Genomic DNA, 13045 nt, shown 5'->3' with positions numbered 1-13045 from the left:
ATTTTTTAAGCTTCCCCCGTGCTCGCATCCGTTGCGATAGCCCCGTTTAACCACTTGCTCCGTGGAGAAAGCTGGGCACGCAAACGGCTGCAGCCCTGTGCTGGCAAGACAGCGCGTTTTCGGCTGCCTCCTTTCCCTGATCTCGCCCTGACCGTACAGGCCAGCGGCGAGATATCTCCCGCGGCAAAAGGTACGCCGGACGATGCTGTAGTTACGCTCGTCCCCGGCTTATTGCCGCGTTTGCTTGCCCGTGATGAAGATGCATACCGTGAGATCCGGATTTCAGGCGATAGCGAGTTCGCCGAAGAAATTATCCGCGTGGGAAAGAATTTGCACTGGGACGCGGAGCAGGACTTGAGCGTTGTAATGGGTGACATTCTTGCCCATCGCGTAGCGCAGGCTGGTCAGAGCCTGGTGCATTGGCATACAGACACGATCCGAAATTTATTGCAGACGCTGATGGAATATTGGACGGAAGAGCAGCCTCTGCTCGCGAAACCCGCCAAGCTGCACGAATTTATCCGTGAAGTGGACGCGTTACAGAATGAGGCGGCTCATTTGGAACAGCGGGTAAATGCGCTAGCCGCGAAATAACAGACTCCTCGACTCCTCAATAAACGGCGGATTACCTGGACGAACCGCAAGCATGGAGAGACAGCGGTGCGGTTCATGTGATTGTATTACTCGTCTCATCTCGAAGGCGCGGGCTACCTCCGCTGGTAAATCGCGGACAATTACGGACGAATTAACCGTTCATAAGAATAAATGCGTTTCTTTCGTCTCCTCAAGATACTCGCTGTAGCATTTCGTTTCGGCCTCGATGAATTTTTTCTAGGCCATGAGCGTTTACGTTTTGTGCGGCCTGTCGTCAAGGCCGCCACGTTCTGGCGGCGGCTGGACAGAGCACGTGGCGAACGCCTCCGTCTGGCGCTGGAAGCGCTGGGTCCGATTTTTGTCAAATTCGGCCAGATGCTTTCTACCCGCCGCGATCTCCTGCCGCAGGACATTGCCGATGAACTGGCGAAATTGCAGGATAGGGTTCCCCCCTTTCCGTCTCACATCGCCCTTAAAACGCTGGAACTGATCTATGGAAAATCCGTCCATGAGGTGTTCCTTATATTCGACGCCGAACCGGTAGCGAGCGCCTCGATTGCCCAGGTCCATCTGGCGGTACTGCACGATGGTACCGAAGTTGCGGTGAAAGTGCTGCGCCCGGGCATCGCCCCCATAATCGCACATGATGTAGCGTTAATGGAAACCGGCGCCTGGCTGGTTGAAGCGCTCTGGCCTGACGGCAAGCGCCTGAAGCTCCGTGAAGTAGTGAACGAGTTCGCACGCCACCTGAGCGATGAACTGGATCTCATGCGTGAAGCATCCAACTGCAGCCAGTTACGGCGGAATTTCCTCGACTCTCCACTGTTATTGGTACCGGAAGTTTACTGGGACTACTGCTATTCCGGCGTCATGGTTATGCAACGTGTAAAAGGCACGCCCATCAGCCACGTGGCGGAACTGCGCGAACAGGGCCTGGATATACCCAGGCTTGCACGGGTGGGGGTTGAAATTTTCTTTACTCAGGTATTCCGGGACGGATATTTCCATGCCGATATGCATCCAGGCAATATCTTCGTTGGCAGCGATGGCCGTTATATTGCGGTCGATTTCGGCATAATGGGAACGCTGACTGACGAGGACAAGAATTATCTGGCGCAAAATTTTTTGGCGTTTTTTCGGCGCGACTACAAGCGTGTGGCGGAAGCCCATATCGAAGCCGGATGGGCGCCAAGGAACACACGGGTTGACGAGTTCGAAAGTGCAATCCGTGCCGTTTGTGAACCCATCTTCGATAAACCGCTGAAGGAGATTTCCTTCAGCCGGATATTGCTGCGGTTGTTTCAGACATCACGCGAATTCAATGTTGAAATCCAGCCGCAGCTGGTATTGCTGCAAAAAACACTGCTGAATATAGAAGGCCTGGGCCGCGATCTTGATCCCGATCTCGATCTCTGGACAACCGCCAAACCATACCTGGAGAACTGGATGTCGGACCAGCTTGGCTGGCGCGGACTCACTCGCCGGCTCCGCAAGGAGGCGTCCGGTTGGGCGGTAATCATGCCGCAATTTCCACGTTTATTGCATCACGCCCTGCACGAAAGCCGTGCACAGGCAATGGACGAAAAATTAACCGGATTGTTAATGGAACAAAGACGCCAGAGCCGCTCGCTGACCATTCTGGCGCTGCTGCTAATGGCTTTGCTTCTGTGGCAGATCTTGCAATAGTGCATCAGGTCTTTAGCATTCCGTAAGTGATGGCCGTATGGCCGGTGGCACGATCCTCCTTGCCGTGCTTTCGTTAGCATCCTCACTTCCTTTGCCAGTCAACCTCCATCACGAACGGGGTCTCAGCGGAACGGGATCTCCGTGCGCCGCTGAGCTCAGGGCCCAGTTCCAGGCCCCGTTCCAGATTCGCGACGCGCATAATCCTGCGACCCGCCCCATCCCTGGACGGTCCGGCACCGGCATGATGGCTGTAATCCAGCTAATCCAATAATTATTTTGATAAAATTCCGTTTTTAATTGGCACGGCAACTGATAGACCATGGCGCTACTGGAAATCCGAGACGTGACGCGCCACTTTGGCGACTACACTGCGGTCGATCATGTCAGTATCAGCATTGAGGCAGGTGAATTTTTCACTCTGCTCGGCCCTTCCGGCTGCGGTAAAACCACGCTGTTACGGATGATAGCCGGGTTCGATCTTCCGGATTCCGGCCAGATTCTGCTGGACGGCGAAGATATGGTCGGTACCCCACCGGAAAAACGCCCCGTCCACACTGTGTTCCAGACCTACGCGCTGTTCCCCCATATGACTGTAGCGGACAATATCGCTTTCCCGCTCAGGATGGCGGGCAAGCCCCCGCAGGAAATAAGAGCCAGAGTCACGGAGGCCCTGGATGATGTGCGCCTGCCAAGCTTCGCCAACCGCTTTCCACATGAGTTGTCCGGCGGCCAGAAACAGCGGGTAGCGCTTGCCAGAGGGCTTGTCAACCGCCCCCGGCTATTATTGCTGGATGAACCGCTCGGCGCACTGGACGCCAAGTTGCGCGAGGAAATGCAGATTGAACTCATCAATCTTCAAAAGGAGATCGGCATCACGTTCGTGTTTGTCACCCATGCACAGGATGAAGCGTTGGCACTATCACATCGGATCGCCGTGATGAATCGCGGCAATGTCGAACAAATTGATGAACCATCCAAGATCTATGGTTTTCCGAGAAACCGTTTTGTTGCAGATTTCATTGGCAAAATCAGCATGATGGATGCGCAGGTGATGGAAGCGGCACCTTCGCATCTGAAACTTGATATAGGAGAGTTGGGGGAAGTCATAACTGCCGGGAAAGAAGGTGTAAAACCCGGTGACAAAGGCGTAATGGCCATTCGCCCAGAACAGGTCCGCATTTCCCATCCGTCGAACGGGGCACAGTTAAAAAACCACTTTCTAGGCACAGTGCACGATTTTCTATATATAGGCGACGTAACGACTTATATCGTGGAACTCTCCAATGGCACTCATATCGAGGCTTTACTGCCGAATTCGGCGCCGGGAAGAGCAACGTTTTTTGAAGTGGGCGATCTGGTCGGCGTTTCATGGCGTCACGATGCGGGTATTTTCCTCCATGACTAAGAAAGCAGAGCAGGGACGAACCGAAGGACGCGCTGAGGAACGAGCCGAAGTAGGAATTAAGGAAAGAACAGCAAGGCAGCGCATGGCGAAATTTTTCGTCGCCGGCCCGCCGCTGGTGTTCCTGACCGTATTCTTCGTCGTCCCCAGCCTGATCATGATTGCGACGTCGTTCCGCTTCCCGGGGGAGTTCGGTGGATTGGCACCCATTGCCGCACCTGTGGTATCGGCCCACGTCAGCCAAGGCTTGGAGTATGGTTTTACGCTGGAGGCTTATCAGTTCTTTTTCAGCGACATTCTCTATGCCAAAATCTTCCTGAAGTCATTCGCGGTTGCGGCAGCCACCACATTGATTTGCCTCGTTATGGCATATCCGCTGGCACTGCTGATCTCGCGCAGCAAAAAACATTTACGCAACTTGATGGTACTGCTGGTGGTGCTGCCTTTTGCCAGCAATTTCCTCATCCGCATTTATGCCTGGATGATCATACTTGGGCCGGAATCCGGGCTGAGTTATTTTATCAACGCCGTTCTCGGGGCGTTGGGAATTACCCCGATAACCTTGCTGTTCTCGCCATTCGCGGTGCTGGTAGGCATGGTTTATGTACACCTGCCGTTTATGGTATTGCCTCTTTATACCAACCTGGAAAAACATGATCCTGCGCTCCTGGATGCGGCGCAGGATTTGGGCGCTACCAGATGGCAGCGCTTCTGGCGCGTTACCTGGCCGCTATCTCTGCCTGGGGTGTTTTCCGGTGCTGCGCTGGTGTTCATCCCGGTGCTCGGCATGTTCGCGGTTCCCGATATACTCGGCGGCACCGGCGACATTCTCATCGGTAATCTGATCAAGGATCAGTTTCTGGGCACCCGCGATTGGCCTTTTGGTTCAGTGCTGGCAATCATGCTGACACTGGCAGTGTTGGCAATTGCCGGGCTGGCTGCATGGTTTGCACGTTCCGCCGTCGGCCAGAGGGCGACATAGCATGAGCCGCAGCACCCGCTGGCTGTGGTCCGCAGCAATATTGGCCTATGCCTTTCTTTATATTCCCCTTGCGATCGTGGTGATGTACTCGTTCAACGATTCCAGGCTGAATGCCGAATGGGTAGGGTTCACATTGTTCTGGTATGAAGCGCTGCTGAACAATAAGGAAATGCTCCTGGCGGCGCGCAATTCGCTGATTATCGCGCTCAGCGCGAGTTTCAGCGCGACCTTGCTCGGTACGATGGCTGGCCTGGCCATACATCGCTACAAGCTCAAGGTGTTGCCGGTGCTTGTATTTACCCCGGTGGCCATGCCCGAAATTTTGCTGGGCGTATCGCTGTTATTGTTCTTTTTGCAAGTGCTGAACTTAACGCTCGGCATGATTTCTATCATCATTGCGCACACCACATTTTGTATCGGCTTTGTCGCCGTTATTGTGCGCGCGCGGCTTCAGGGCATGGACGAGAGTATCTTTGAAGCGGCACGCGATCTCGGCGCCTCTCCGTGGCAGACTTTCCGTCTCATAACATTGCCGCTCATCATGCCGGCGGTGGTAGCCGGCGCACTGATGTCTTTCACCTTGTCCATCGATGATTTTGTCATTACGTTTTTTACGAAAGGCGTGGGCGAACCGATTCTCCCCATCCAGATCTATACCATGATAAAGGTCGCGGTCACACCTGAGGTCAATGCGGTTTCGACCCTATTGATGCTGCTCACGCTGATCATGATCATCATTGCAGGGAAACTCGAAGCGCGCAATATGGAGGCGGCGGGCGGGGAAGCGGGCAAATGAGCGTTCCGGGGGGCCGCGGGTGGAGCAGTGGCAAATGAGCATCCGGGCGAGCGCACGAACGCACCTCGGAGCAATTCTATTATTCTTGCTACCGGCCCTGATTCTGTTCACCACTGGCTGTGCCCGACAGGATGAGTCCGAGGCTGTACCCGGCAGAGGCGAAAATGTTCTGCACCTTTTCAACTGGAATAACTACATCGCGCCGGAAACGGTCAGGCATTTCGAGAAATTCTGCAATTGCAAACTCTCGCAGGACTATTATTCAGACAACGAGGAAATGCTGGCGAAACTGGCGGCAGGCGCGACCGGATATGATCTCATCGTTCCCACTGGCAATGCCATGGATACCCTGATTCGTCAAGGAGCACTACGTCCTCTGGATAAATCGCTATTGCCTAATCTGAGGAATATCAATCCCGCGTATCTCGAGACCGTATTCGATCCCGGCAATAAATATTCCGTTCCTTATGCGTATACGCTTACCCTGCTCGGCTTCAACGAGGAAAAAATAAGAGAGCTCGAGCTGCCTACCGATACTTGGGCAATCATTTTTGAGCCGAAATATCTAAAAAAAATAAAGGGCCGTGTAACCGTGCTCGATAGCCAGCGCGAACTGATGGCCGCGGCGCTCAAGTACCTGGGTTATTCGGTTAACGATACCGACGAGGAACACTGGAAGCAGGCTGCCGAGCTGATCGTGCGCGCCAAGCCTTACTGGGCGGCTTTCAGCAATACTAGCTATATCAAGGAACTGGCAGTAGGAAATCTGTGGCTGGCGCACGGCTATTCCAACGACATGTTTCAGGCAGCGCTTGACGCGAAGAAAACAGGGCGCGGATTCACAATCGGCTACTCCACCCCAAGGGAAGGAGCCGTTCTCGCGCTTGACAGCATGGTTCTGCAGCGCAGCGGAAATCGCCCGGATCTCGCTCATCAATTCATCAATTTCATGCTGGAGGGTAGGAACTCAGCCGAACTTACGAACCTTATCGGATCCGGCAACCCCAATATGGATGCGATGCAATATATCAGACCGGAAATTGCCAACAATAAAGCCATATTCCCGGATCCTGAACTGCTGGCGCGGCTGGAAATGCTGCGGGATCTGGACCGCAAGCAACGGCGATCGCTGAGCCGGTTGTGGACCGAGATCAAATTGAGATAGCATCACGAATTGATGAGATAAGCCTGTTCGAATTGATGAGATGTCTCACCCCTAGAAACCCTAGAAAGCGGTCGTCTGTTTAGGACATAATTTTTTCAGCCTTTTTTCAGCCAACTTAAAATTGCTTATGAGCTACTATCAGCGGCATGTATTTTTCTGTGTGAACCAGCGTGAAGCAGGTGCCATTTGCTGTAATAATCACGGTGCCCAAGCCATGCGTGATTATGCCAAAGCGCGCGTCAAGGCGCTCAAACTGGACAGCAAGAGCAAAAGGATACGGATCAACAACGCGGGGTGCCTTGACCGTTGCAATGAGGGCCCGGTCATCGTGGTCTATCCGGAGGACGTCTGGTATACGTATGTAGATAAAGAAGACATCGATGAAATTATCGAGGAGCATCTGAAAAATGGCCGTGTGGTAGAACGGTTGAGAATCTGAGGTTGGACTCCCTAGATATCGAGGGCGGTAATGACGCTGAAAACGCACCTGGTCCCCTCACCCCGCAAAGCTTCCTGATTGATGGACCAGCGGGAAAACTGGAGACTGTACTAGCCGAGCCGGATTCTGGTCACCCGCGCGGCATCGCAATTGTCGCGCATCCTCATCCGCTCTATGGCGGTACCATGAACAATAAGGTGGTCTACACGCTTTTCAAGACTCTACTGGAGCTGGGTTTCATCGCAGTCAAATTCAATTTTCGGGGTGTCGGGCAGAGCGGAGGCACGCATGACCCGAGCCAGAACGGTGCAGGGGAAACGGAGGATGTGGTTGCGGTAGCCGAGAACATCAAAAATCGGTTTGCCAGCCGCTTTGACGGACCTCCGCCATTATTGCTCGCGGGATTTTCATTCGGAGGCGCTATTCAGGCTTATGCCGCCCAACGGCTCAAGCCCCAAAGGATAATCATGGTAGCGCCTGCGGTTGAGCGATTGGGCGCTCCCCCCATCGTCTCTCCCAGCGATAAGCATGCCACTGAAAATGCTCCGGCCGTCCTGATCATTCATGGCGATCAGGATAACGTGGTGCCCCTGAAATCTGTTCTGGACTGGGCCGCACCCCAGGAACTGCCGGTAGTCGTAATCCCTGGCGCTGAACATTTCTTCCACGGCCGGTTACACATTCTCAAACGCATCGTGGCCCATTTCTCCAGGCCCTAAGATAGATCCCCTGAACGCGGCTTCGCCGGGCCCCTCGGGCAACGCTTCGGGGCGCGACCACGCAGGGCGGAGCAGTGCCTTCCACTGGAAGGTGCGACCCCGCAGTGGGATGCGAGCGCCCCACATAACACATACCCGCGATCAGGCATCCCCTCCGCTGCCCGATCCCGCTTCGCGGGCCCCTCGGGCAACGCTTCGGGGCGCGACCACGCAGGGCGGAGCAGTGCCTTCCACTGGAAGGTGCGACCCCGCAGTGGGATGCGAGCGCCCCACATAACACATACCCGCGATCAGGCATCCCCTCCGCTGCCCGATCCCGCTTCGCGGGCCCCTCGGGCAACGCTTCGGGGCGCGACCACGCAGGGCGGAGCAGTGCCTTCCACTGGAAGGTGCGACCCCGCAGTGGGATGCGAGCGCCCCACATAACACATACCCGCGATCAGGCATCCCCTCCGCTGCCCGATCCCGCTTCGCGGGCCCCTCGGGCAACGCTTCGGGGCGCTATATACAACTGACTATCATTGAGCGGAAATCGTCAAAAAAACCCATGGCTTTGGAAAGATTCGGGATTTGTTTACCTGGATCGACAAATTTGTCCTCGTCCTTGAAATCGCGATTGTCGAAAATAGTAAGGTTTGTGTTAGGGCCCGTTTCAAGGCTGCGCACTTTATTTTCCCAATTGACCCCAAACGGGCCGATCATCCGTCCGAGATTTACCGGACCCACGATCAGCAAGCTGTCGCCGTTAAAGTTCTTTTTATCATAAAGCTTCACCCAGCAGCCCTTTTCCATTGCCGCTTTGTCCGATATCCCTGCTGGAACCATCATGATGACCGGGGCTTCAATCATCTGCCTTTCTTTGGCACCTGTTTGTGAAGGTGGTTTGTTTTTTTCGCTGGACATTGACTTATCCGACGTCTTTGCCTTATCACCCGTTTGCTGTGCATAAACAGCGCCGGTCGCGGCGCAAAGGCCAAATAACACCGCGGTTGTAACCAAGGCATTTCGAATGCTCTTCCTCAGAATATTCATGACAAGCTCCTTAGAAAAGATTGCAGATTGTTGCCGATGGGATTGGCCGCAGGTACGATCCTATAAATTATCCCTCGGGGCACACCTCGCCCTATAAAGGCCCTGCGGATGGCCGCGTTCTTTCGATATTAACGGGTACTTCCCGAACGGTTCTGTACGCTGGCAAACCTACTTTAGAAAGCCGCTTGGATAAGTTGAGGATCAGCATGATCGAGAAGCGCCGAGAATGGCGCTTTCCATGGGCGGTCGCCGACAAGACGCGCGGAAGATGAATTGATCTTCCGTAAAAGGAGCGATTAAATTACAGTGGAGGTTGTTGTACCGGAAATGCCGGAGGGTTTATGCAACGTGTACTCATCCTGATCGGTGTGCTGCTGCTGATAGCGGGGCTTGCCTGGCCATGGTTATCGAGATTACCATTTGGCCGACTGCCGGGAGATATAGTCATCGAGCGCGAGAATTTCAGGCTCTACTTTCCTATAACCTCGGGCCTGCTGGTATCTCTGGTCTTATCGCTTCTGCTGTGGTGGTGGTCCCGGAAGTAAGCTTGGGAGACAATCCTTTTTTGAAAGAGGATGAAATTGGAATTATACGAATCGATGCTGTTGTGGTTTGTCAGGGAATTTGTAAAGGCCATCCTGGGCCTGGGGCTCGTACTGGGTATCGTAGTCTTTTTATGGTGGATCAATACTGATGATAAAGAGACCCCCGATGACCAATAGAATTTTTTCATAATCGTCTATCGGCATCGCAGCTGGGTCTTGACGAAAATGCGTAAAGCTCTCGTAGTGCTTCCAATACGGCAATGCGCCCCGAAGCGTGCACGAGGGGCGCCCGCGAAACGGAGATCTGGCAGCGAAGGCGATGCCGACGACCGCATCAATGCGCCGCGGGCGCCAGCAAAAATCAGGAACCTGCGCGTTTTTCGTTTTCTTTTGGCCGATCGGGTTTGAACGATGCCTTCGCCAGCATCTGCTCCGGCAGGGGCTCGGCCTCGTCAATAAGCGGCTTCAAGATAGGTAAAAGATGTTTCATGACCTGGGTTGAAAGAGCAGAAGTAAATTTGTAATTCCCCGCGTCCGCGCCGGGAACGAATGCGGTCATCGTTCCGAAAAAACGGTCCCCGATGAAGAACACAAAGGTGGCCGAACGGTTTAGGCTGCGGGATTCCTTGATAACACCAGGCGAAGAAAACGTCACATAACGGTGGTCTCCTGTTCCCGTCTTTCCGCCTATCAAAGTTTCAGCGCCGTCCTCTTCCACAATCGCACGCGCAAGCCGCGTTGCCGTTCCGGTTTCAACGACGCCGGTTAGCACTCCGCGCACCGCCGCGGCCAGTTCCGGAGAGAATATTCTTTCGCCCTGTACTGGCGTTCTTTCGACGAGAGTCTCAAACGGAGTGCCAGCGGCGAAGCGCAGACGTTCGATAAGCACGGGGGGTACCCGTACGCCATTATTGAGGACGATGCCCATCAGTTCCGCAAGCGCGGCGGGATGATCCGCCGAACTCCCGATGGCGGTGGCAAGCGACGGTACCAGCGAATCGAAAGGATAGCCGACGCGTTTCCAGTTGCGATGGATTTCCAGGAAAGCTTCAAGCTCAAGAAGTCCACGAATTCGAATGTCCTGCGCATTCTTGTGTATGGTCTTGAATAACCAGTGATACACAGCCACCCGCTCGTCCCCGCTGGCCTTGATCACGTCCTTGAATTCCGCTTGCGGATTATTGATCAGGTAGCGTACCAGCCACAGTTCCAGCGGGTGGACCGTCACGATATAGCCCTGATCGGCAAGTGAATATTTGCCCGGTGCATAGCTCTCATACAGGTCATTGAGCACTGTTGGGGTAATACCCCTGGTACCGGCGAAATGAGGCACCATGAATTTCTCGAACTCCGCGGGAACAGCCTCGGGGTAAAGATAACGGTGGGCCGCCGCCAGCCGGCGCGGTGTATGCCGGAAGCTGGAAAAGAATTTTTCCACCGTCGTGCCTGGCGTCGCGGTTTTGCCCCTGTACTTGAGATAGAACCGATTGATGAATTCCCTCCCCTCCTTGTCCGCGAAGCGCGTAAGGTATTGGGTACGATGGGTATCTGTCACATCCTTCAGTATTCTGGCGGATGAACCCCCGATCTGAAACATGTAATGCCGCACAATATCCCGCATGAGGCGGATATATACGAGATTGACCGAATTCAGCGTTGCATCGCGAATGCTCCAAATTTTGTGATCATCTTCGCGCTTGAAATTATGGAAAACGTGCAAGCCGCCGCCTGTGAAAAACCGTTCCTCCGGATTGCCCGAATATCTGCGTTCCAGAGCGGCTTCCAGCATGGTTCCCAGGCTCTTGTCGGTATTTTGCAGAAGATAATCGATGGCCCAGCGGCTGAGGACATCGCTGGGATCGACGTCCTGCTTGCGCAGCGCTTTCGGTTCGAGCACCGAATATTTTCGGTGCAGCGCCTCTATAATTTCCAGGTAGGTCACCAGCGTCCTCAGTTTGGCGGTGGAACCCAAATCCAGCTTGGTGCCCTTGTTGATATCCAGCGGCTGGTCGAAACTGTCGGCCTGGATGCGAAACTTTGCACCTTCCGGCGTCAACTCGGAAAGCGTGAAGCTATAGATGATCTTGCTCAGATCATCTTCATCACCAAGCAAGCGATGCCCATAAAGCCCGACAGTTCGCGCATACTCCGGTTCCCTGAGCCGCCGCAGCGCTTCGGTGGTTTTTTTCTGCAGTTCTCCATCCAATGTGCTTTGTACCGACAAATCCAGGCGATCCAGGTCATACATGCGCTGCAACCCGAGCTGAGATGCCAGACGCCCGCGCACCGCGTTGACAGCCTTCTGCGCAGCAAAGTTTCTACTTTCCTCCGGCGCGGCGGTATCCCTGAAATGTAGCGGCAGCTTGAGCGCAGCGTCTCTCAGGCCGGGTGGAATCACACCAGCCTGGGCTAATATCCGCAAATGGCTGTCGGTGAGTTCAGCGAGTTCTTTTCGCCCGGCAAGCAGGTAATAGGAGGGTCTGCGCTGCGCGATCATGAGGCTCAGCACATGCTTGTAGCGGGATGCCGCCTCGATAAGAGCGTCACCTTCGACTAATCTAGAATTCAGGAGGTGATTGGTTTCTTCGAAATCCAGACCGTACCATGCCCATAGCCCGTCGCCCAATCCGTTTGCTTCCCCGAACCCGGCCGCGGCGGCAAGCGGAACCGTATTAAGATAATCCACAAGGATGCGCTTGCGGGCGGGGAGCGTTTGTTCCCCTTCCAGATAAGCCCGCACAGAGGCGGACGCGACCTGTTGCAGCTTGTCTGTTGCAGTCAGCGTCATCCCGTTGGGAGAGTGCCGGTATTTTTCAATCTGCGTCGCAAGCGTGCTGCCTCCCGATACATCATGTTCGGCATCAACCAACTGCACTGATTTATCCAGCACCGCCTTGCCCAGACGGCTCCAATCGATAGCCGGGTTCTTGTTCGGATGAGCCAGATCCAGGAGCTCGCGGTTCTCAATGAAAAGCAGGCTGTCCCGCACCACAGACGGAACCGCTTCAAAATTTTCATACACCCGCGCTGGAAAGGTCGCGCGGTAGAGCGATTGGCCATTATTGGCGGTTATTTCCAGACCGGCCTGGGATTTTTCCCGATACGGAACAAACAGGCCCTGCTCGATGAGGTGCTTCATGCGTTCGGAAATTCGCGCCTGGGCATGCACTTGAAAACCATGTTTCGCCAGATGCTGTAGCAGTTCAGGAAGCTGACTGTAACCGAGGCGCACGTCATATGGCCCCGCCTGCGAAAGAAGCGGCTCATTGTTTGGTCCGTCTTTTACCTCCCAGTGCAGTTCATCCGCCAACCTGGCCAGGTGTCGCGCCTGGTATGCGGAAGTTTCAACCTCCCGATATAGCAGGAAGGCTGCAATACCGACTGCCACCAGAAGCAGAATCAGAGTGCCAAAAGCAAAAAGCTTGAGTATTCGCCTCACGATGAGTTGACGGAATAGTTTGACCGGAAAGATTTAGGGCAGGCAAGCAAACCGCAAGACGCGGCAGGACCTGATCGATTCGACTGATTCTGAGGCAATATCCGAATACTGGAAACGTTCTTTCATCCCTATCCAGCACACGTACAGAACTTTATTTATCCAATTTCGATAACCGAGGAATGCCTTCATCAAGTTATTTTTCGCATCATAGACAATGAGATAAATATCCGCAACGCCCGGCAAGCT

The 13045-nt window shown here is 54.2% G+C and carries 12 protein-coding genes; 10 read left to right on the top strand and 2 right to left on the bottom strand.

All coding sequences use genetic code 11. The features are described 5' to 3' along the window. Positions 1-18 precede the first annotated feature (18 nt). The 8 genes from BMX00_RS06170 (at position 19) to BMX00_RS06135 (ending at position 7783) form a co-directional block, all read left to right on the top strand. The gene (locus BMX00_RS06170) at positions 19-594 is read left to right on the top strand and encodes a ubiquinone biosynthesis accessory factor UbiJ (protein ID WP_090828117.1); all 576 of its coding nucleotides are present in this window, start codon (positions 19-21) and stop codon (positions 592-594) included. A 171-nt stretch (positions 595-765) separates the two neighbouring features. After that, positions 766-2280, top strand: a complete 1515-nt coding sequence (gene ubiB, locus BMX00_RS06165) for a ubiquinone biosynthesis regulatory protein kinase UbiB (protein WP_090828116.1) — start codon at positions 766-768, stop codon at positions 2278-2280. A 319-nt stretch (positions 2281-2599) separates the two neighbouring features. After that, positions 2600-3685, top strand: coding sequence for an ABC transporter ATP-binding protein (locus tag BMX00_RS06160; RefSeq protein ID WP_090828115.1), 1086 nt, complete (start codon positions 2600-2602; stop codon positions 3683-3685). An 82-nt stretch (positions 3686-3767) separates the two neighbouring features. Further along, complete coding sequence (locus BMX00_RS06155; protein ID WP_245727849.1) at positions 3768-4664, top strand: ABC transporter permease; 897 nt, start codon at positions 3768-3770, stop codon at positions 4662-4664. A gap of 1 nt (position 4665) precedes the next feature. Next, complete coding sequence (locus BMX00_RS06150) at positions 4666-5460, top strand: ABC transporter permease (RefSeq protein ID WP_090828114.1); 795 nt, start codon at positions 4666-4668, stop codon at positions 5458-5460. Between the two features lie 34 nt (positions 5461-5494). Next, positions 5495-6625, top strand: a complete 1131-nt coding sequence (locus BMX00_RS06145) for a polyamine ABC transporter substrate-binding protein (RefSeq protein ID WP_090828113.1) — start codon at positions 5495-5497, stop codon at positions 6623-6625. A gap of 127 nt (positions 6626-6752) precedes the next feature. Next, positions 6753-7064, top strand: coding sequence for a (2Fe-2S) ferredoxin domain-containing protein (locus BMX00_RS06140; protein ID WP_090828112.1), 312 nt, complete (start codon positions 6753-6755; stop codon positions 7062-7064). Positions 7065-7066: 2 nt separating this feature from the next. Next, entirely contained in the window at positions 7067-7783 is a 717-nt protein-coding gene (locus BMX00_RS06135; protein WP_245727794.1) for an alpha/beta hydrolase, read from the top strand. Between the two features lie 501 nt (positions 7784-8284). Here the strand turns inward: BMX00_RS06135 and BMX00_RS06130 are convergent. Next, positions 8285-8686 carry a beta/gamma crystallin domain-containing protein gene (locus BMX00_RS06130; protein WP_245727792.1) on the bottom strand — a complete coding sequence of 134 codons (402 nt, stop codon included), beginning with the start codon at positions 8684-8686 and terminating at the stop codon, positions 8285-8287. Between the two features lie 470 nt (positions 8687-9156). On the opposite strand from BMX00_RS06130, the gene BMX00_RS06120 reads away from it, so the two are divergent. Next, on the top strand, positions 9157-9360 hold the full coding sequence (locus BMX00_RS06120; RefSeq protein ID WP_090828109.1) for a DUF2905 domain-containing protein: 204 nt from the start codon (positions 9157-9159) through the stop codon (positions 9358-9360). 36 nt (positions 9361-9396) lie between these two features. Then, positions 9397-9537, top strand: coding sequence for a hypothetical protein (locus BMX00_RS14555; RefSeq protein ID WP_218141506.1), 141 nt, complete (start codon positions 9397-9399; stop codon positions 9535-9537). Between the two features lie 184 nt (positions 9538-9721). Here the strand turns inward: BMX00_RS14555 and BMX00_RS06115 are convergent, their stop codons facing one another. After that, positions 9722-12799: a transglycosylase domain-containing protein gene (locus BMX00_RS06115; RefSeq protein WP_090828108.1), complete on the bottom strand. Its 3078-nt coding sequence runs from the start codon at positions 12797-12799 to the stop codon at positions 9722-9724. Positions 12800-13045: the final 246 nt, after the last annotated feature.

Origin of the sequence: Nitrosovibrio tenuis (assembly GCF_900109785.1) — a bacterium.
Taxonomy (GTDB): Bacteria; Pseudomonadota; Gammaproteobacteria; order Burkholderiales; family Nitrosomonadaceae; genus Nitrosospira; species Nitrosospira tenuis_A.
The sequence above is the reverse complement of the archived record's forward strand: the minus strand, read 5'-3'. Positions and strand labels throughout refer to the sequence as shown.

Excerpts from the sequence above, each read along its gene's own strand:
- ubiB (WP_090828116.1), top strand. The coding sequence starts at position 766 with ATGCGTTTCTTTCGTCTCCTCAAGATACTCGCTGTAGCATTTCGTTTC.
- BMX00_RS06160 (WP_090828115.1), top strand. The coding sequence starts at position 2,600 with ATGGCGCTACTGGAAATCCGAGACGTGACGCGCCACTTTGGCGACTAC.
- BMX00_RS06145 (WP_090828113.1), top strand. The coding sequence starts at position 5,495 with ATGAGCATCCGGGCGAGCGCACGAACGCACCTCGGAGCAATTCTATTA.
- BMX00_RS06155 (WP_245727849.1), top strand. The coding sequence starts at position 3,768 with ATGGCGAAATTTTTCGTCGCCGGCCCGCCGCTGGTGTTCCTGACCGTA.
- BMX00_RS06120 (WP_090828109.1), top strand. The coding sequence starts at position 9,157 with ATGCAACGTGTACTCATCCTGATCGGTGTGCTGCTGCTGATAGCGGGG.
- BMX00_RS06130 (WP_245727792.1), bottom strand. The coding sequence starts at position 8,686 with ATGTCCAGCGAAAAAAACAAACCACCTTCACAAACAGGTGCCAAAGAA.
- BMX00_RS06150 (WP_090828114.1), top strand. The coding sequence starts at position 4,666 with ATGAGCCGCAGCACCCGCTGGCTGTGGTCCGCAGCAATATTGGCCTAT.
- BMX00_RS06140 (WP_090828112.1), top strand. The coding sequence starts at position 6,753 with ATGAGCTACTATCAGCGGCATGTATTTTTCTGTGTGAACCAGCGTGAA.